General features: G+C 58.5%; 13 protein-coding genes. 5 read left to right on the top strand and 8 right to left on the bottom strand.

The genetic code is table 11. The features are described from left to right. The first annotated feature begins 63 nt into the window (after positions 1 to 63). Complete coding sequence (locus AB4P92_RS22145; RefSeq protein ID WP_395598158.1) at positions 64 to 5124, top strand: NEL-type E3 ubiquitin ligase domain-containing protein; 5061 nt, start codon at positions 64 to 66, stop codon at positions 5122 to 5124. Between the two features lie 72 nt (positions 5125 to 5196). Here the strand turns inward: AB4P92_RS22145 and AB4P92_RS22140 are convergent, their stop codons facing one another. The 6 genes from AB4P92_RS22140 to AB4P92_RS22115 form a co-directional block, all read right to left on the bottom strand. Beyond that, positions 5197 to 6456: a hypothetical protein gene (locus tag AB4P92_RS22140; RefSeq protein WP_395598157.1), complete on the bottom strand. Its 1260-nt coding sequence runs from the start codon at positions 6454 to 6456 to the stop codon at positions 5197 to 5199. Positions 6457 to 6568: 112 nt separating this feature from the next. Continuing rightward, a complete protein-coding gene (locus AB4P92_RS22135) occupies positions 6569 to 7057 on the bottom strand; it encodes a CS1 type fimbrial major subunit (protein WP_052491568.1) in 489 nt (162 codons plus the stop codon). A 25-nt stretch (positions 7058 to 7082) separates the two neighbouring features. Then, entirely contained in the window at positions 7083 to 7823 is a 741-nt protein-coding gene (locus AB4P92_RS22130) for a molecular chaperone (protein WP_200612497.1), read from the bottom strand. Positions 7824 to 7874: 51 nt separating this feature from the next. Then, complete coding sequence (locus AB4P92_RS22125; RefSeq protein ID WP_052491569.1) at positions 7875 to 9116, bottom strand: hypothetical protein; 1242 nt, start codon at positions 9114 to 9116, stop codon at positions 7875 to 7877. A 20-nt stretch (positions 9117 to 9136) separates the two neighbouring features. After that, on the bottom strand, positions 9137 to 11659 hold the full coding sequence (locus AB4P92_RS22120) for a TcfC E-set like domain-containing protein (RefSeq protein ID WP_395598156.1): 2523 nt from the start codon (positions 11657 to 11659) through the stop codon (positions 9137 to 9139). Positions 11660 to 11765: 106 nt separating this feature from the next. Next, positions 11766 to 12251, bottom strand: coding sequence for a CS1 type fimbrial major subunit (locus AB4P92_RS22115; RefSeq protein WP_042560783.1), 486 nt, complete (start codon positions 12249 to 12251; stop codon positions 11766 to 11768). Positions 12252 to 12723: 472 nt separating this feature from the next. Here AB4P92_RS22115 and AB4P92_RS22110 point away from each other — a divergent pair, with 472 nt between their 5' ends. Beyond that, a complete protein-coding gene (locus AB4P92_RS22110) occupies positions 12724 to 13299 on the top strand; it encodes a PadR family transcriptional regulator (RefSeq protein WP_395598155.1) in 576 nt (191 codons plus the stop codon). Further along, positions 13296 to 14078: a siderophore-interacting protein gene (locus AB4P92_RS22105; protein WP_395598154.1), complete on the top strand. Its 783-nt coding sequence runs from the start codon at positions 13296 to 13298 to the stop codon at positions 14076 to 14078. Before AB4P92_RS22110 ends, AB4P92_RS22105 begins: the two co-directional genes overlap by 4 nt. Before the next feature lie 87 nt (positions 14079 to 14165). Here the strand turns inward: AB4P92_RS22105 and AB4P92_RS22100 are convergent, their stop codons facing one another. Together AB4P92_RS22100 and AB4P92_RS22095 are read right to left on the bottom strand one after the other, a co-directional pair. Next, a complete protein-coding gene (locus tag AB4P92_RS22100) occupies positions 14166 to 14816 on the bottom strand; it encodes a Pr6Pr family membrane protein (protein ID WP_042560786.1) in 651 nt (216 codons plus the stop codon). Between the two features lies 1 nt (position 14817). Then, positions 14818 to 15048: a VF530 family DNA-binding protein gene (locus AB4P92_RS22095; protein WP_042560787.1), complete on the bottom strand. Its 231-nt coding sequence runs from the start codon at positions 15046 to 15048 to the stop codon at positions 14818 to 14820. A gap of 300 nt (positions 15049 to 15348) precedes the next feature. On the opposite strand from AB4P92_RS22095, the gene AB4P92_RS22090 reads away from it, so the two are divergent. Both AB4P92_RS22090 and AB4P92_RS22085 read left to right on the top strand, forming a co-directional pair. Further along, entirely contained in the window at positions 15349 to 16710 is a 1362-nt protein-coding gene (locus tag AB4P92_RS22090; protein WP_395598153.1) for a carbohydrate porin, read from the top strand. A 223-nt stretch (positions 16711 to 16933) separates the two neighbouring features. After that, on the top strand, positions 16934 to 19345 hold the full coding sequence (locus AB4P92_RS22085; RefSeq protein WP_395598152.1) for a glucose/quinate/shikimate family membrane-bound PQQ-dependent dehydrogenase: 2412 nt from the start codon (positions 16934 to 16936) through the stop codon (positions 19343 to 19345). Positions 19346 to 19713: the final 368 nt, after the last annotated feature.

Here is a 19713-nt window from a genome sequence, read left to right as displayed (position 1 = left end):
AGACTATTGTTTTGCCCTCCAACGGATAGGCTGGTCATCCTCAAACAATCAAGGATGATTGCCATGCCTGATACTTCCAAACCTGACCAGAACAAAGGTCGGCACTACGATTTCATACGCTCTACCCTGCACGAAAATATCAAAACCGCGAGCCTCGGCCGGGGCAAGGCACTGGCGAGCACTGCACTGAAAATCGAGCCCTGGTACAACACCGCGCCCACCGCCCGACACGCCCAATTGAAAACCGCCAACCTCAAGGCCTGGGGCTCTCAGAACAAGGTCGACCAGCTGTTCGAAAAACTTCAGGACGTGCGGACATTCGCGGCGCCTCTGCTTCAGGCGAAGCTCCAGGAACAATACGCAGTCACCCACGACGTCAGGACAACCTTCCTGCACCTGTACATCCCCAAGGAAGGACCTTGGTACACGATCGATACCCTGGGCGGTGTCACGACTCGAATCGTATCCCTGCTGGACGCCGCGTTGCACAACTTCGCCGCCAACGAAACGGTGCTTGCCGATTCGCAATACATCAGCCAGCCCGACGAGCGCGGGCACTTCGATATATTGCCGATCAAGGCAAAGATGACCATCAGCCAGTTCCAGACGCTGTGCAGGGAACTGGACATCGGCAAACTCTACAACCAACACCTGCAAAGCTACCTGCTGCCCAGCGAACCGGTGGCCGTCGGCGCCATGAAGTACAAGGTGACGCAAAGTCTGAAGGATGCATTAAGCGCCGCCGCCGAATTGGCATTGACCACCGGCGACATCCAGCTCGACGCCTACAGGCTGATCAACGCGCTGGCAAAAGGCGCCCCTCTGCCGCTGCTCAATGGCCAGCGCATGCAGTGCCGTGATCTTTCCATAATGGAGACACGCCTGACCGGTGTTCTGCTGCTGATTCCTGCCGTGAGAGACAGCCGAGGCATCCGCCAGCTTATTGGCTATGTCCCCCATGATCCGGAGCATCCGCTGAAGGAGTACACATCACCCAATGCCTTCATGACTGAGCTGACGCGGCAACTGCGTGAAAACAAAACCGGCGCTGCCTCGCAGCTCAGTTATCGCCAGTTCTTCAGCCAGTTTGTAGACCATCAACAGCGCGGGCACTTCTTCGCCGACCTCGAACAACGCCTCAGCCACGTGGTCTGGCACGAAAAGGTTGATCCGACAGACTCGCACCCGGTATGGCGTACAGAAGACGAGCCCAATGCGCACCTGAGGTTCGAGCACCTGCCACTGCCCCGCGATTACTGGACACATGCCTATCAGCAAAAACTCAACAAGATTCTCAACGACGCCAAGGTCATCGCTGTGTCCACCGCCGACACGGACACCAGGGCGCGCTGGGCCTGGTGGGACAACTTCAAGAAAATCGTATCGGACATTTTCAACGTAGCCTTGCTGATAGCGACACCCTTCGTGCCGGGCCTGGGCGAATTGATGATGGCTTACACGGTTTATCAACTGACCTATGACGTGATCGAAGGCATTGTCGATCTTGCTGAAGGCCTGGGCCTTGAGGCGGCCGAGCACGTAGTCAGCGTGGTGACGGATGTCATTCAACTGGTGGCATTTGCAGCCGGGGCCGAGATTGCGGGCGCGTTCAAGTTCAAGCTATCGCCACTGATCGAGGGCATGAAGCCCGTAAAGCTACCCGATGGCCGTGACACCCTCTGGCACCCGGACCACGCCCCCTATGAACAGCGAACAATCGATCTGCCGAAGGACGCCAAGCCCGACGCAACAGGCGTGCACGCGTACGAAGGCAGGGAGATTCTGCGCACTCAGGACAAACACTACGAACTCGCGCGCGACGCACAAAGCGGCACGATTCGCTTGAAACACCCTGATCGCACTGAAGCCTATCAACCGCAAGTCACGCTCAATGGCGCCGGTGCCTACGTGCTCGAAGGCGAGCAACCGCGAACCTGGGACGACGCCACGTTATTGCGTCGCATTGGCCCTGCCGTGGCGGATCTGAGCGATGCCCAGCTCGAAACCGCGCGCAGGATCAGCGGCACCGACCCCGCTGAATTGCGCGGCATGTATGTCGAGAACCTGCGCCCTCCCACGCTGCTGACCGATACGATAAAGCGCCTTGATATTGATTCGGACATCCGGTCGTTCATCGACTACCTGCGCAGCGACGACCCGCTGGTTTATGGAAAAGCGGACCCCGTGACGCAACTTCAGATACTCACCGCTCATGGCATGTGGCCCGAAAAAGCCTCGATGCGGATTATTGACGTTACCCACAAAACGATCTGGGAGCACACAGGCAAAGAGGCTTCGGCAGGTCAAAAGCTGATTGTTCAACTCCAGGACCGGCAATTGTTCAATGGCGAACTGTTGAAGATCGTGATGCAGACACTGGATGAAAACGGTACGTCGATCATTCTCGATGTCCCGGCAGATATCCTTCCGGCATCGCTGGACGCGCGCGTTCGCGCTTTGCGCAAACGCATCGTCGCCGTGACTGAGAACGGCCGCGGTAAATTGTTCAACGAGGATTACGCCAGTCGTGAAGTATTCGAGAATAAAGAACTGGCGCCACTGATCCGCGCTGCATTTCCCGACATTCCGGCCCAAGGCATCGACAATCTCCTGGCCACCGCCACCCGCGCCGAACGGGCGATCATGGTCGCCGAGAGTCGCCTCCCCCTGCGCCTCAAACGCATCGCCCGCGAGCTGCAACTGGAAACGCGAACCGCACGGGCGTATGAAGGTTTTTACAGAAAATCGCTGACCAGCGTCGATACCGAACGCCTGACGCTCAATGCGCTGCGCCTTTACAGCAATACACTGGAAGGCGTGCGCATCGAGCTGCGTAACGCCCGTTTCGATGGCGAGCTGACTTGCCAGGTGGGCCCGGAGGATGCCGCCACCGTGCGGATTCTGGTCAAGGGCAGCAACGGCCTTTATGAAGTTCACGACGCCCAAGGCACGCCGTTGTATGGGCCGACTGATCTGTATCAAAGCGTTTTGCAGGCGCTGCCTGACGAGCAATTGAAAACGCTGGGGTTGCGCCGCAGCGAAGGGAACCTGTTCAAACATTGGGTCATCACGCAGACCACAACGCCAGCCGAACGGCGGGTCATCCTTGATGATCGAGGGCGCGTGCCTGAATGCCCACGGGAGGACTTACTGTTGCTCCGAGGGCCCAAACAGTCCAAAAATGACACGAACCTCACTTCGCGAGTAGAGGATCTGTATCCCCATTTCAACCAGCGAGAGGTCAGGCAGTTTGTCCAGTCGCTGAGTACCCGGGGCGACCCGATTGCCACACTCATACAGTTGGAAACAGAGCTCGACGACCTGCGTGTACTCCTTCGCAGGTGGCAATGGGACCAACCGGATTACCCGATATCAGACCCACGCAATTTCGTCGGCGGTGGCGGGCAACATATCGCTGACCAACTGATCGATTGTTTCAAACGCAAAGCAAAGTTCCTCGACAAGCGCAGTGCCCACCTGGACGAGGGATATACGCTGGACCTGGCGACCGACTTGTTCCCGAGCGATCTTGTACGGTGGTGGAAAAAACTGCCCGAACTGGGCAAGTACCTTGAACAGATCACCGCGCTGAATATTGATAACTCCCGCTTCAACGTCGACACCCAAGGCCTGCTGAAAGACTTTAAGCAGTTGCGCCATCTGAGTGCCAGAAAATGTCAGTTGACTCGATTGCCAGAGGGAATTGGCGATATGCATATGCTCGAGACACTGCGCCTGAGTGACAACCTGATTGAACTGACCGTCGCCGACGTCGAGCGTCTGCGCAACCTGACGCGCCTGGAAAGCTTGCGGCTCGACGGTAATCCGTTGGGTCGCGCGGTAAATGTCGAGCGCATGCCACGCTTGAAAGTATTGAGCCTGAACAACACCGGCATCGATGGCTGGCCGGAGGGGATTTTCAAAAAGCGCCGGCCCAGAGGTTTCTTTCTGGACATGCAGAGAAACCCCATCAGTCGAATCCCGGAGGTGACCGCAGGTTCCGATCACGCGCTGCTCATTGCCCGTACACGCCTTGATGCCGAGGATCTGTCTGAAGCCAATCGGCTGGCTTATCACGAGTATCGAAGATCGGTCGGCATCGATCCCCAGCACTACTACAGCAATCTGGCCGAGCAGGATCTGGCGCTCTGGCGTCTGTCTGGCATGACATTCTGGGGCACGAGCGAGTCCGGGCGCGGGACCTTCAGGCTCGAAGCCTGGCACGACCTGGCGACAGAGCCCGATTCCCTGGGGTTCTTTCAGGTCATCGAAAAACAGCTGGATTCTGCCGACTACCGAAACGGTGGTGACGCTCGCACGCAACTTACCGATCGCGTCTGGCGCATGATCGACGCCGCTTATCTGGATCCCAAAACACGCAATGAACTGTTCACCGAATCTACGGCGCCGACGACCTGCGCCAATGCCGGCGCGCAGATGTTCAACAACATGGGGATCAAGGTACTGGCCTCAGAGGCGTATTCGTATTCGACATCTCAGGCAGAACTGGAAGGCAAGCTGGTGACACTGGCAAGAGGCGCGGCGCGCCTTGAGCAAGTCAACGAAGTCGCCCGTGCCGACATGGCCAGCCGCGCAGGCCGACCGGATGAAGTGGAGGTGCATTTAGCCTATGAAACCGGCCTGGCCGAGCGCCTGGAGCTGCCTTGGCAGTCTCAGGGCAGGCGTTGGTCAGAGGTCGCCGGCGTCGATCAGAAGGCCATTGATCAAGCGTATGACACGGTTGTTGCGCTGGAAGAGGGCGACGGTCTGGTGAACAACATGCTCGAGCAGATTTTCTGGATGGAATACTTGCGCGACACTTACCCGGGCCAATTCGCAAACAACGCACGGATCTACGAAAGCAAAGCCGAGCAACTGGACGCGTTGCGTTCAGCGCAACAAGCCTGGGCCGATGGCGAAGATTTGCCCGAAGCGCAACAAGCAGCGCTGAGGGAAGCATTGCGAAATCTGGCCCGACAGCTATCGGTGCCCGACTCTACGGTGTTTACCGGTGAAGCCATGACCGACGCGGTGTACGAACGGCTGTACACCGACATCGGCAATGAGGAGCAGGAGCTGGGCAGACGATTGACCCGCACAGCGATGGCCAACGCCGGGATCTGAAACAGCATCGCAGCCGCTCTTCGGGTATGGCGACGATTGTCGTCATACTCGCGGCTCGCCCCACGGCAAGGCTCAGACTTGTGAATCCCAGATGACGGTGACATTGCCTGAGTAGTGGCGCGCGGTCCCCTGCTTGATCATCTCCTCAACGTGATCACGCGGCACTTCGAAATGCAGCGTGCCCGGTTTGCGGTCTACGTAAATACCGGGCTGGAACAGCTCGGTACCGACACCATCGCGAAGCAATGGACGACGATTGACCGGCTGGTTCGACGCGTCGGTCAATCCGCTCGGCAGCGTGACGCTGACTTCGAGCGGCACGACATGACCGGCATTTGGCTCCCAGAGTGCGCAGTTGTTACCGCTGGGATACTGGCATTCCAGGTTCATCTTGAAGCGCGAAGAAGCCGACAGGTTGAAGGTTTGATCGCGGAACAATCGCGTGGGTTTGCGCCCCTGATTCAGCCAGGCCTGCCAGCCACCCTGGGGCAGCAACTCGACCCGTTGCCCGCCGGGCGGGACTTCAACCTTGAGGGTGTGTTGCACCGACAAATTGAAGTTGAAGGTGTACAGGTTGTCGGCAGGAATCATGACATCACCGAAGTCGAAATCTTGTCCCGGACCCATGGTATAGGTGATGGAGCCGGTGTAGTTGCCGGTGGACATGGTTAACGGATTGGGCGTTCTGAGCTCGTATGCGTATTCCAGGTGGCTATACCAAAATTTGGGAATCTCAGTGCCAGGTGCCAACCCACACGCGCCGGCATTTTCAGGAACGAGCCAGAAGAACAGGACCATAGAACTGCTCGCGGCGATGTACCTGGTCCCAACACAAGGAGCAACGCCGTCAAGCCACCGCCGATTCCAGGCAATTTGTGGAGGTCCTGGCAAGGTCCACGCAGAAACCCCCGGCGGACGGGGCAAATCCCACCGGTGGCCAATGCCGGCAATACGCACCTCGACGGTTTCCACCTCGCCGGTTATTTGGTGGGTAACAGCTAACGGCCGCCATTGAGACGGAACCTTGAACATCGCAGCGTTTCTCAGATCGGCGCCGGGCAGAATGGGCCCGATCGATGTAGCGCGAAAAGCCGTATCACGAATCGTGAAGATGTTAAGCGCCTTGCATTGCGCCGGAATATGTCCCTCGCACACCCCGGATATGGGTGTGTCGTTGCGAAACTTGTTCATTTGCGGGTTTGCCGCATCGGGTCGAAACGACGCGTCGATATTTTGCGTAAGCGCCTGTGCCGGCAGGCTCAGTGACGCAGATAACGTAATGCCCGCAACCAGACGCTTTAGAGCATCGTTGAATCGGCGACTGCTTTTCATTTTGACGATCCTTGTGGCGAGACCTGAGCCGAACGACGCCCGCACAGCTGACAATTACCCAACCAACGGCCCGGATTTCGGCCAGCGCAGTGATGCCTTCCCGGTTGAACGTTCAAGGCGCCAGCGCTTCAAAAATCATGTGCACGCTGCCGTAGTAACTGCCTGGCCGGTAAGCATCCACCGGTAACGCCGCGGCTATTTCCAGACCCACCCGCTGGCCTGCCTGGCCATCGAGTTCAGTGATTACGGGCTCGGCAACGAGGCTCAGGCGTTTGCGGTTGAACGTGACGGTCAACGGGATGTTGTCCGTGTCCCTGCCATTACTCAGATAGGGCTCGGTACTCATGCGCGCCGTAATGCCGCCATTGACGTTTTTCACATCGAAGTTCTTGCGCAGCGGGGTGAACTTCCCCGATACCGGATTGAACGGCAGCGCCTGCTCCTGATGAATCCAGTCGGGCTCGGAGGGGATTACATAAAACTCCGCGCTGGGGATACTCACCGAGACTTCGAACGTTTCACGTTCGGTGATTGCATTCACAATGCCGCTCATGGGTAACAGCAGCCCCAGTGAAAGGGCTGCGCGTGTGGGGTTTGACATCTTCATCACCTTTTACGTCCGGGCATCAGCCCTTGACCTCGATCGGTTTGCTCGACTTGCCCTCGATCAACATGAAGTTGTATTCACGGCCGCTTTGTTTATCAAACTTGAAGGACCGGCCTGGCAATACGTGATGTTTCGTGGTCGGTTGGCAGTCGCGTTCATTTTTGGCCGAACAGTTTCTGAACTCGTCGACCACCACCGTACTGTTGCCACTGTTGTGCACTTCATAACGGGTCGCTTCGTTGCTGATCACGCTGTTGAACCGAGTCTCCCTGGGCCTCACGAAGAACACCGTGCCGTAGCCGGCCAACACGTTGACGCCTGCCGACAGGCCTTTTTTGTATTCATCGCGCTCCTCTTCAGCCACCGCAAATTCATCTTCTTTTTCCGGCACCACCGGAACGAATCGCACGCGGAAATAACGTTCCTGTTCCCGTTCGCCCATGAACACCAGACGACTGCCCTGCATGCCATTGGCGGGGACGATCAGTCGCGCGGGGCTGGCCATCAAGCCATCACGGGCATTGGCTTCGGTCTGATTGACCAGCGGAATTTCCCGCGCGGTGCCGTCGGCGTCGTAAACAATTTCGAGGATGTTGATCTTGACGAACGCCGTGGCGTCGCCGCTGTTGAAAACCCGCTTCAGGTAGGTGCTCTTATCACCGTCGAGGTAGTCGTAGACCACGCCGACATTGATCGCGGGCCCGGCGTGGGAGATAAGCGGTAGCCAGCCCGCGAGTAGCAGCGCCAGTCGATAATTCATGGTTTCAGCCTCTGGATGTGGAGCGGTGGACGAAACACGCACACAGGGTGCTCAGACTTGCGAATCCCAGATCACGGTGACATCGCCGGTGTAGGTTTTCCCCTCACCGGTAAGCATTTGCTCGACCGCTTCACGGCCGACTTCGAAATGCAGCGTTGCCGGTTTGCGATCAACGTAATAGGCCGGCTCAAAAAGCTCGGTGCCCGTACCGTCGCGCAATAATGGACGTCGATTGACTGGCTGCCCGCCGACATCGATCATTCCGGCCGGCAGGGTGACGGCAATGTTCAGCGGCACGGCATCTCCGGAAACCGGTTCGCGGATCAGGCACGTATTGCTCCCGTCGCCGTACTGGCATTCGAGCTGCATCTTGAAACGGCTGGAACTCGAGATACTGAATGTCTGGTCGCGGAACAGACGTTCAGGGCGGCGATTGCGCTGCAGCCAGGCCTGCCAGCCGCCCTGCGGCAACAGTTCCACACGATTGCCACCTGGCGGAACTTCGACTTTAAGGGCGTGTTGCACATCCAGATTGAAGTTAAAGGTCAACAGGTTATCGTTGGGAATCATGATGTCGCCAAAGTCGAAGTCCTGACCCGGCCCTAACGTGTAGCTGAGCGATCCGGTGTATTGCCCTGTAGCCATGCGCAAGGGGTTGGGGGTTCTCAGTTCATAGGCGTACTCGAAGTTCGCATAGTAAAGGCTGGGGATCTCAACCGGTGCGGTCAAGGCGCAGACCCCCGCCCCTTCAGGCACGATCCAGAACCACAGGCGAAGCGTTGAACCCGCCGCATACATTCCGGTGTGCACGCAAGGCGCAGGTGGAAACGTCCAGTTAGGCGCACTGGGGCCCCACGCATTAACACTTGGGGGATCGGGAATATCAAAGCGGTTACCGATCCCTGAAATGCGCATTTCGACGGTTGCGGGCTCGCCCTTGTCTGAAATCACCTCAAAGCTTCGCCACTGCGAAGGCACTTTGAACATCGCGCCTTTGCGTATATCCGGGACCGGCAGCACCGGCATAGGGCCATTTGAGCGAAAGTTGATATCCCACGTTCGAATGCTGAAAATTCCCAGCGCTTCGCAGCGCGCCGGCATATGCCCCGGACAGACGCCGCTTTGCGGGGTGGTATTAACAAATTTGTTCACCAGCGGATTATTCGGATCAGGCTTGAACACGGCCGTGATTTCCTGCGTAGCCGCAGCAGCGGGTAGTGCGACAAGCCATAGCGATACGGCGGCTGAAAAGAGCCCGCCCATCACTCTGCTCGATTGATTTTTCATGTGCATCAGTCGCTTCCTGAAAGGGTTCAACCTGCCGTCGTCGGGGCAGGCGTGGTGTCTGCCAACGTATCCGGCGTGCAACGCAGATCCCCGATCATCAGCACATCGTTTTCACTGCGCGCATTGGCCGTGTCGAGGCGGAACTGGCACAGCAACTGTTCACCGGAGCGCACTTCGAGGGTCGGTGAACCGGCGTTCATTTCCATCGAGAAGAAGCCGTCCACCTCGCTGACACCGCGACTGGCGTGGTTGATGATGTGGTGGCCCTTGAGCGGCTTGCCTTGCGGATCGAGCAAACGCCCGAGCACGGTCAGGGTTCTGCTCACGGTGATCTTGCGATACCCCACCCCGCCTTTGTTCATGTGATAGCGGGCGCGCTGCGGTTGAATGCTGGCGGACGGCACGTGGTTGCCTTCGAAATCGAAGCTCACCGAGCTGTTTTTATAGGCGGTCAGTGACACGTAATTGCGCCCCGGACGCAGGGTTGTGCTGCCGCCACTGAGGTCGTCGGCGCGCAGGGCGATGTCGTCGAGATCGGTTTCGACGTCGATGATCATCCCGGCACCGCCACTGGCGTGCTGGCTGGTCATGACGATCTTGTCTGCGCCCACGGCCACGGTGCTGTCGAGGTTGAGACCGCCGGTGTAATTGCCGTTATAGGAAGAGCGCTGAATGAACGCATCGCCATTGAATGCCTCGGTGCTAAAACTGCCGAGGCCCGACACGCCGACGCCATAGGTGTCAGCGAGCGCCGTGACCGAGACGTTTTGCAGTACGTGGTTTTCCAGAGTCTTGTTGTAGGTCAGCGACGCGTTGTTGTCGCGGCCACCCTCCCGAGCCGTGCGCGTACCAATGCTGCCCGACCACTGTTCGCCCTTTGCGCCGAGGGCCAGGCTGACGCTCAAATCGACTCCGCGATTGCGCGCCTGCCCGCTGCTGAAACTGGCGGGGCGATCGAACACCGAGAAACGCCAACTGGCATCGCTGCCAAACAACAGGCTGCGTTGCGTCCAGCCCAGATCGATACCGACGCCTTCGACATTGCCCTCGCTATGGGAAACCCGGCCATTGAGCGATTGCTTGCTGTTGAGTCGATGGTTGATCGCCAGCGACGTGTTGGCGGTCTGGCCGATATACACGTTGCGTTGGCGAACCCGCGTACCGTCCGGCAAGGTCTCATAAAGATTGGTCGTGTCCAGCCAGCTGCGGTTGTGCGTGGCGAACAGGTTGCCCGAGCCATAGTTGTAGATGCCTTGCAGATCCATCCCGGTGCCGTGGTCTTCGGTCTGGTAAACGTTGGCATACAGGCTGGTGTTATTGGCCAACGTCCAGTCAATCGACGAAGCCACTTGCTGCTTGCCTTGCAGTTGCCGCGCCGAGAGGCCGACGATCACCCGCGGGTGCAGCAGATAATTCAGCGCTGCACCGGCCGTCATGTCCCCACGAGACTGTTCGTCCCAGTTACTCAACAATTTGCTTTCCTGGCCGGCGAACACGCTGTAGCGCCAACGCTCATCGTGATTGCGCCAGTTGCTGGGTTTGTACACCAGATCCTGCGTGGTTGAGGTGATCTGGCCGTCTTCGATCAGCCGCACTTCGACTTCGTAAATGCCCCCAGGCAGCGTCCGGGTGTCGAGGGTTTGCAGGCCGGCACTGACCGCTTGGGTGTTGATCAACAGACCATTGCGATAGATTTCCACCGATGCCTGGCGGTTGGCCGTGACGTAAATCGGGTAAACGCTGGGCGTAGGATTGTTCACCGCCAGACTGTCGGAGCTGCCAAACATCACGCCCGCCGCCGTATCGGGGCTGGCGCCAAATGAACGCAACTGCCGCGTCAGGCCTTCGGAGCTGGGGGTGAAATAACCCAGGCGCAGAAAATTGCCCTGCAACTCACGCTGGCCGTACAGCTCGTGCATCGCGTGATAGAGCTTGTCGTCAGGTCCGCCCAGGCGCGCCACTTGCAGGTTGACGCGTTGCGTCCAGTTGCCGAGGCTGCTGCTCGCCTCGAGGCCATAGCGACCGCCGAGGTCTTGCTCCTGACCGCCGTTGAGGTTCAGTTGATTACGCAGGATCAACCCGGTGCTGCCCTTTTCGGGGAGAGCGTAATAGCGTAGAGCGTCACTGCCGCGCTCAGCATTTTCGGTAGCGATCGAAACCAGCGAATTCTGCAGGTTGTAATGCACCGCCAGTACCTGGTCGGGGCAGCTGCCCTGACAGGCGCCCAGGCTTACCCCCTGCTTCAAAAAACTACCCAATACATCCCGTTCACTGGCAGGGATCTGGCTGTCGCCGGTGTCGGTAAATTCCAGCAGAGTGACACGATCATCCTTGCTTAACACGACCATCGCCTCACCGAGAAATTGTTGATCACGCTCAACCCGAACAGCTAATGGCACATCGAAGAAGTGTTCTTCGAATTCCGCCGGCAACCCTTTGGCCTGAGCGAGCAGACTGCGCGGCGTGTTAGCGTTATTAGTGGGCGCGGCCAAGGCACTGGCACATAAAAAAAGTGCGAGCGCTGCCGCGATGGGCGTCATCGGGAACATGGTCTTTAATACTCGAGTTACTTGATGAGCTGGCGTCCACTGATCATCAAAGATGACCAGTGGGCCAAGACTATTGAATAAGCATTTTGTTATTCAAAAAGTTGTTTCACGGCTTCAACACAGGCTCGAATACCACAGCGAAGCTACCCGAGTAGTTACCCGATTGAGTAGCCGTTGGCGTGGCAGCCTTGATGACCATTTCCCGCTGCACGCCAGGTACGGAATCAGTTTCGTTAACGATTTCGGTGGAGACGCTGGTCAGTTCCACGCCACCGACCTTGACGGTTAGCGGGATGCTGTCGCGGCCGTTGTACAGCGCAGCAGTGCCGTCGAGCACGGCATTGATCGCGCCCTTGTTATCGGTGTGCTTCATGTTGAAGATTTCAGTGATGGGGCTCAGTTCACCGCTGCCCAGCTGGTTCATGGTTTCATCAACACCGAAGCCCGGCGTCTGAGGGGCCACATTGAACAGCGAAGTTGGCACGAATGCCTTGATATTGATCGTCTGGCTAATCGGGTCTGCGGCAAACGCCACGGAAGAACTCAGTGCCAAGATGGCCATCGGGGCGGAAATTGCAAACTTCTTGAACATGATCAGTACCTGCTTTTGATAAGGATTGGCGCGTGAAAACTGTTGTCGGTTGCCGACTTAACTTTCAACGCGGAGGCATGATCAAGTAATTCAACCACAAAGTAAGTAGGAAATTTCACCACTACCCGTAGTTACCGATACCCATGTAAAAGAGGAAAAAAACCGCTTTCAGCAATTAACATAACAGTGACTCTCAGAACTATACTACATACAGTTTTCAGCAAAAAAACATACAGATCTAAAACTATCCAGAACACTTGTTATTGCGGGCTTACGCACTAATAACGAAACTGACATTCGATTTCACAGTGCTGTAATTAGCACAATTACTCTAAAAAAATACAAAACTTATCCCGCATCGACGACGGCGTCATTTTCGTTGAAGCGTCGCGTCGACCACTGATCCGAATGTCTTGCGCCGGCCATAAGATATATCTTAAGTTGTATCTAAACACGACGAGAGAAGACAGAAATGAGAGACCATCATTCCCCCCACCGCGAGCACGGTGACGGCCGCGACGGCTTCGAGAAACGCCCCGGCCGTGAACGCGGTGGGCGCGGCCCGCGAGTGTTTGCCCCGGGCGACCTGAAATTGCTGCTGCTGGCACTGGTCGCCGAACAGCCCTGCCACGGGTACGACCTGATCCGCCAGATCGAAGGCATGTTCGACGGCGCCTACAGCCCGAGCCCCGGCGTGATCTACCCGACCCTGACCTTTCTGGAAGAAAGCGAACTGATCAGCGGTGACGCCGAGGGTGGCAAGAAACGCTACAGCGTGACCGACGCCGGGCGCCTGTCCCTGAGCGAGCAAATAGTGGCCCTCGATGGTGTGCGCATGCGCATCGACGTCAGCAAGCGCTCGCTGCGCGGCCATGACCGGCCGCCGGAAATCCATGAAGCGGTGCACAACCTGCGCCACGCTTTGCAGTTGCACCACGGGCGCTGGAGCCCGGAAGAAATCCTGCGCGTACGGGATCTGCTCAATAACACCGCCAAAGCGATTGTCGACGGCCCCGCCGTTCAACCTGCCCCGGAGAAAGCCGAATGACTGCAGTCGATACCCAAACCATTCACCGCGTGATGCACGAAATCAAACGCCGTCGCCTGCAAGTGCTGCGTGTGGTCGACCTGACCCCGCGTATGCGCCGCATCACCCTGGGCGGGCCCGAATTGGCCGGTTTTATCAGCTTGGGCACTGACGATCACGTCAAACTGCTGTTCCCGCAGAACGCCGAACAAACTGCCGCACTCGAGACAATGGTGCTCGGCGGCAAAAACGAAGGCCCGATGCCCGAGATGCGCGACTACACCCCGCGTCGCTATGACCTCGACACGCTTAAGCTGGACATCGATTTCGTCCTGCACGGCGACGGCCCTGCCTCGACCTGGGCCGAACAGGCCACACCCGGCCAATTCCTGCACATCGGCGGGCCGCGCGGTTCGATGATCGTGCCGGATATATTCGACAGCTATCTGCTGATCGGCGACGAAACCGCCCTGCCCGCCATCGCCCGCCGCCTCGAAGGTATGGCGGCCAATCGCAAGGCGCTGGTGGTGATCGAAGTGGAAAACGGTGCCGAGCAGCAAACGCTGGAAAGCGCCGCGCAGGTCAATGTGATCTGGGTACTGCGCGAGGGCGGCACGGAAAACCTGCTGACCACCGTCAAGCAACTGCAGGTGCCCAAGGGCAATCTGTATGCGTGGGTGGCGACCGAAACCAAAGTCTCGCGGCAGATTCGCCGGGTGCTGCTGGATGAGCACGGGCTGGATGACAAGTTGGTCAAAGCCGTCGGCTACTGGCGTGCCGAGGGCTCTGAGGAAGAGTGATACCCCCTGTAGGAGCTGCCGCAGGCGGCGATCTTTTGATCTTGTTTTTTTAAGCCAAAGTCAAAAGATCGCAGCCTGCAGCAACTCCTACAGGTACTTTAACTTCGTGCGGGAGCGCCAATGGTCAAGGCCAATCATCGCCAGGCCAATCCCCACAAACCCCGCCAATATCCCGCCAGCATTGATGAACACCTGTGGATAACCCAACACCGCCACATCAATGAACGGATACGCATACGCCCCGAGCAAATTCCCGCGCAGCAATGCGTAAGCGAAATACACCAGCGGATAAATCAGCCACACCGGCAGATGCCACAGGCGCAACGTGCCTTTCGGTACGCAAAACCACCAGTAGCCCAGAAACACCAGCGGCATCACGTCGTGAAGCAATTCGTCGGCGATGAATTGCCAACCCTCGGGATGCCACAAATGCCGCAGCAAAAGACTGTAGGCGAGGCCGACCACAACGATGCTCACTGTCACACCGCTACTGACCCATGGTTGCAAAAACCAGCGCCGTGCGGCGGATTCGCGTGGGGTCACGGCGCAGGTCAGCACGGTGGCCACCAAGGTATTGGTCAACACCGTGAAATAGCTGAAGAAACTCACCAACCCGCCCAGCAGACTGGCCTCGACGCTCAAACGCGCGATAAAAATCAGGTACAGCTGAATGCCCAACCCGGCCCAGCCAAGGGTGGCTGCGAGGGTGATCAAGCGATGGCGCCACACGGCGTCCATCTCAGAGCGGTCGCTTGGTGCGCATCAACTTCACGTACAGACGCTCGACTTTCTCCCGCGCCCACGGGGTTTTACGCAAGAACGTCAGGCTCGACTTGATGCTCGGATCGCTCTTGAAGCAACGAATGTCGATACGCTCCGCCAGCCCCGACCATTCGTAGTGGGCCACCAGCGCGGTGAGGATCTGTTCGAGGGTTACGCCGTGCAGCGGATCGGGGGTTTGTTCGTTCATGCCTGGCCTTTGGGCGAAGTGAAAATGCAGAAGCCGCGCACCTTAGCCGAGGGGCAGACCGGGTGGAAGTGCTTCCTTCAAATGTAGGTCAACCCGCGAAGATCGCAGCCTCGCAGACGCCCGACAATGCGCCCGTTTGCCGCACTGTTACCGAATACGAAACGCTGCATGTCGACAAAAGCACTTTGTCTTTTTGTTACAGATCATTATCCTGCCGCCCTTCCGCTGAATCGCTTCACTGCCTGCGACAAATCGTAGCGGCCAGCTTATCCCCAGAAAAAGACCCAGAAAGACCCATTTATGCCCGATTTTCCGTTGTTTCGAGATAGCGCTATCTCAACCCTACGCCTGATTGGCGGCTGCACCGCCGTCGGCCTCGCCACCTGCGCCCAAGCCGCTCCCGCGTTCGACAGTGAATCGCCGTACATGCTCGGTGACTGGAACGGCACGCGTACAGAACTCTCGGAAAAAGGCTACGACTTCAAGCTCGACTACACCGGCGAAATGGGCAGCAACCTGCACGGCGGTTACGACCACAATCGCACGGCGCGCTACAGCGACCAGTTCGGCCTCGGCACGCACCTGGACCTGCAGAAGATCCTTGGCTGGGACGACGCCGAGTTTCAACTGACCATCACCAAGCGCAGCGGCAACAACATCAGCAACGACCGCATCAACGATCCGCGCGTCGGTGGCTTCACGTCGGCCCAGGAAGTCTGGGGCCGTGGCCAGACCACGCGTCTGACACAGATGTGGTACCAGCAAAAATTCTTCGATCAGAAACTCGACATCAAGGTCGGCCGTTTCGGTGAAGGCGAAGACTTCAACAGCTTCCCGTGCGACTTCCAGAATCTGGCGTTCTGCGGCTCGCAGGTCGGCAACTGGGTGGGCGGCATCTGGTACAACTGGCCCGTCAGCCAGTGGGCGATGCGCGTCAAATATCACCTGACGCCTGAGTTGTACGCGCAGGTCGGCGCTTACGAGCAAAACCCGTCGAACCTCGATCGCGGCAACGGCTTCAAGTTGAGCGGCAGCGGCACCCAAGGCGCGATCCTGCCGGTTGAACTGGTGTGGACGCCGAAATTCAACGGCCTGCCGGGCGAGTACCGCGCTGGTTATTACTACAGCAACGCCAAGGCCAGCGATGTCTATAAGGACAACAACGGTCAACCCGCCGCCCTGAGCGGCGAAGCCTACCGCAGCGCCTCCAGCAAACACGGTGTGTGGCTCGGCGTGCAGCAGCAAATCACCAGCATGGCCAGCGACAACTCGCGGGGCCTGAGCGTGTTCGCCAACGGCACGATGCACGACAAGAAAACCAACGCCATCGACAACTATGTGCAGGCCGGCCTCGTCTACAAAGGCCTGCTCGCCAGTCGCGCCAAAGACGACATCGGTTTCGCCATGGCCCGCGTCCACGTCAACCCGGCCTATCGCAAAAACGCCGAGAAGAGCAATCAGGCGCGCGCTGTCTACGACTACGACGATCCATCGTTCCTGCCGCCGCAAGACACCGAATACAGCGCCGAACTGTATTACGGCGTGCATGTAACGAACTGGCTGACCGTGCGCCCGAACCTGCAATACATCCGCCATCCGGGCGGTGTGGACAAGGTTGATGACGCACTGATCGGCGGAATCAAGATCCAGTCCTCGTTCTAACCAACACCGAAAAAACCTGTGGGAGCTGGCTTGCCAGCGATAGCGGTGGGTCAGACCGCAGATGTGCCGGCAGATAGACCGCCATCGCTGGCAAGCCAGCTCCCACAGGGATCGGGAAAAATTCGTTAGCTAGACAAGTTTTTATCTGAACCATGCCCACGCCAAATCGTCATCTAAAGTGACTACAGCGCGGGACTACATAAACGTCACGGAGAATCACACTATGAGCACCGAAAGTGCTTCGAGTCGGGGCCGTCTGCTACCAAGCCTGCTCGGCATTCTGCTTCTACTGATGGGCCTGGCCATGTTGGCCGGAGGCGTCAAGCTGAGCATGCTCGGCGGCTCGCTGTACTACCTGCTGGCCGGTATCGGCATCGCGCTGACCGGTATTCTGTTGCTGCTGCGTCGTCGCGCGGCGCTGAGCCTGTACGCCATCGTGCTGTTTGCCAGCACCGTTTGGGCGCTGTGGGAAGTCGGTCTGGACTGGTGGCAACTGGTGCCGCGTCTGGCACTGTGGTTTGCCCTCGGTTTCGTGATGCTGCTGCCGTGGTTCCGTCGTCCACTGCTGATCAACGGCCCTGCCCGCATGGGGACTGGCGGTTTGACCGTGGCCGTGGTTTTGGCCGGCGTTACCGCTGTGGCCAGCCTGTTCACCCACCCGGGCGAAACGTTCGGCGAACTGGGCCGCGACACCGCGGACATGACCAACACCGCACCAGCCATGCCTGATGGCGACTGGCAGGCCTATGGCCGCAGCGAGTTCGGTGACCGTTACTCGCCGCTCAAGCAGATCACCCCGGCCAACGTCGGCAAGCTGCAAGAAGCCTGGCGCATCCAGACCGGCGACCTGCCGAGCGCTGATGACCCGGTTGAGCTGACCAACGAAAACACCCCGCTCAAAGCCAACGGCATGCTCTACGCCTGCACCGCGCACAGCAAAGTGCTGGCACTGGACCCGGACACGGGTAAAGAACTGTGGCGCTTCGACCCGCAGATCAAGAGCCCTGTCGGCTTCAAAGGCTTCGCCCACATGACCTGCCGTGGCGTGTCGTACTACGACGAAGCCAATTACGCCAAGTCTGAAAACGCTGCCTCTGCAGTCATCTCCGAAGCTGGCAAAGCCGTAGCTCAGGCCTGCCCGCGTCGTCTGTACCTGCCAACCGCTGATGCTCGCCTGATCGCACTGAATGCCGACACCGGCAAGATCTGCGAAGGCTTCGGCAACCAGGGCGTGGTTGACCTGACCCAAGGCATCGGCCCGTTCACGGCTGGTGGCTACTACTCCACCTCGCCTGCCGCGATTACCCGTGATCTGGTGATCATGGGCGGTCACGTCACCGACAACGAGTCGACCAACGAGCCATCGGGCGTGATCCGCGCCTTCGACGTGCACGACGGCCACCTGGTCTGGAACTGGGACAGCGACAAGCCGGACGCCACCGAACCATTGGCACCGGGCGAAACCTACAGCCGTAACTCGGCCAACATGTGGTCGCTGGCCAGCGTCGACGAAAAACTCGGCATGGTCTACCTGCCACTGGGCAACCAGACGCCTGACCAATGGGGCGCCGACCGCACCCCGGGCGCCGAGAAATTCAGCGCCGGCATCGTCGCTCTGGACCTGGCCACCGGTAAAGTGCGCTGGAACTACCAGTTCACCCACCACGACCTGTGGGACATGGACGTTGGCAGCCAGCCAACCCTGCTCGACATGAAAACCGCCGATGGCGTGAAACCTGCGCTGATCGCCCCGACCAAACAGGGCAGCCTGTACGTCCTCGACCGTCGCGACGGCACGCCGATCATCCCGATCAAGGAAATCCCGGTACCGCAAGGCGCCGTCAAAGGCGACTTCACCGCACCGACCCAGGCCCGTTCGGACCTCAACCTGCTGGCCCCGGAACTGACCGAAAAAGCCATGTGGGGCGCGAGCCCGTTCGACCAGATGCTGTGCCGCATCCAGTTCAAGGAACTGCGTTATGAAGGCCAGTACACCCCTCCTTCGGAACAGGGCAGCCTGATCTACCCGGGCAACGTCGGCGTGTTCAACTGGGGCGGCGTGTCGGTCGATCCGGTTCGCCAGATGCTGTTCACCAGCCCGAACTACATGGCCTTCGTTTCGAAAATGGTGCCACGCGAGCAAGTCGCCGCCGGCAGCAAACGCGAAAGCGAAACCTCTGGCGTGCAACCAAACACGGGCGCGCCTTACGCGGTGATCATGCACCCGTTCATGTCGCCCTTCGGCGTACCGTGCCAGGCCCCGGCCTGGGGCTACGTGGCCGGTATCGACCTGACCACCGGCAAAGTCGTGTGGAAACGCAAAAACGGCACCAGCCGCGACAGCTCGCCAATCCCGATCGGCTTCAACCTGGGCGTGCCTAGCATGGGCGGCTCGATCGTGACGGCCGGTGGCGTTGGCTTCCTCAGCGGCACCCTCGACCAGTACCTGCGCGCCTACGACGTCAACTCCGGTAAAGAGTTGTGGAAAGCGCGTCTGCCAGCAGGTGGTCAAGCGACCCCGATGACCTACACCGGCAAGGACGGCAAGCAATACGTCCTGCTTGTTGTCGGCGGCCACGGCTCGCTGGGCACCAAGATGGGTGACTATGTGATTGCGTACAAACTGCCGGAATAAGATTTAACCGGTAGTAATGAAGGCGATGTCCCGAAAGGGGCATCGCCTTTTTTGTTACCAACAATTCCCCCTGTAGGAGCTGCCGAAGGCTGCGATCTTTTGATCTTGTTTCTGACAATCAACGTCAAAAGATCGCAGCCTTCGGCAGCTCCTACAGGTTGGAATGTGTGGGGTTGTAGGAATTGTGCTTGTCCTACAGATGCTGGAGATTGCGCGGAGTTTTCCGACAAGTCGCGTCGGTTGTGCGTCGGAAACCGGCTGGATAGGCTCGGTGGGTCGCTGCAAATTCAGCGATGGGGCGTCGCGGCCCGATAACTGATGCATAATCGCCAACCTGACGGCACCTCGGTGCCCGTTGTTTGTGTCAT

The organism is Pseudomonas sp. A0308 (assembly GCF_044218815.1).
In the GTDB taxonomy this organism is placed as follows: Bacteria; Pseudomonadota; Gammaproteobacteria; order Pseudomonadales; family Pseudomonadaceae; genus Aquipseudomonas; species Aquipseudomonas iridis.
The sequence above is the reverse complement of the archived record's forward strand: the minus strand, read 5'-3'. Positions and strand labels throughout refer to the sequence as shown.

Excerpts from the sequence above, each read along its gene's own strand:
- AB4P92_RS22085 (WP_395598152.1), top strand. The coding sequence starts at position 16,934 with ATGAGCACCGAAAGTGCTTCGAGTCGGGGCCGTCTGCTACCAAGCCTG.
- AB4P92_RS22125 (WP_052491569.1), bottom strand. The coding sequence starts at position 9,116 with ATGCACATGAAAAATCAATCGAGCAGAGTGATGGGCGGGCTCTTTTCA.
- AB4P92_RS22130 (WP_200612497.1), bottom strand. The coding sequence starts at position 7,823 with ATGAATTATCGACTGGCGCTGCTACTCGCGGGCTGGCTACCGCTTATC.
- AB4P92_RS22135 (WP_052491568.1), bottom strand. The coding sequence starts at position 7,057 with ATGTCAAACCCCACACGCGCAGCCCTTTCACTGGGGCTGCTGTTACCC.
- AB4P92_RS22095 (WP_042560787.1), bottom strand. The coding sequence starts at position 15,048 with ATGAACGAACAAACCCCCGATCCGCTGCACGGCGTAACCCTCGAACAG.
- AB4P92_RS22140 (WP_395598157.1), bottom strand. The coding sequence starts at position 6,456 with ATGAAAAGCAGTCGCCGATTCAACGATGCTCTAAAGCGTCTGGTTGCG.
- AB4P92_RS22145 (WP_395598158.1), top strand. The coding sequence starts at position 64 with ATGCCTGATACTTCCAAACCTGACCAGAACAAAGGTCGGCACTACGAT.
- AB4P92_RS22100 (WP_042560786.1), bottom strand. The coding sequence starts at position 14,816 with ATGGACGCCGTGTGGCGCCATCGCTTGATCACCCTCGCAGCCACCCTT.
- AB4P92_RS22120 (WP_395598156.1), bottom strand. The coding sequence starts at position 11,659 with ATGTTCCCGATGACGCCCATCGCGGCAGCGCTCGCACTTTTTTTATGT.
- AB4P92_RS22110 (WP_395598155.1), top strand. The coding sequence starts at position 12,724 with ATGAGAGACCATCATTCCCCCCACCGCGAGCACGGTGACGGCCGCGAC.
- AB4P92_RS22090 (WP_395598153.1), top strand. The coding sequence starts at position 15,349 with ATGCCCGATTTTCCGTTGTTTCGAGATAGCGCTATCTCAACCCTACGC.
- AB4P92_RS22105 (WP_395598154.1), top strand. The coding sequence starts at position 13,296 with ATGACTGCAGTCGATACCCAAACCATTCACCGCGTGATGCACGAAATC.
- AB4P92_RS22115 (WP_042560783.1), bottom strand. The coding sequence starts at position 12,251 with ATGTTCAAGAAGTTTGCAATTTCCGCCCCGATGGCCATCTTGGCACTG.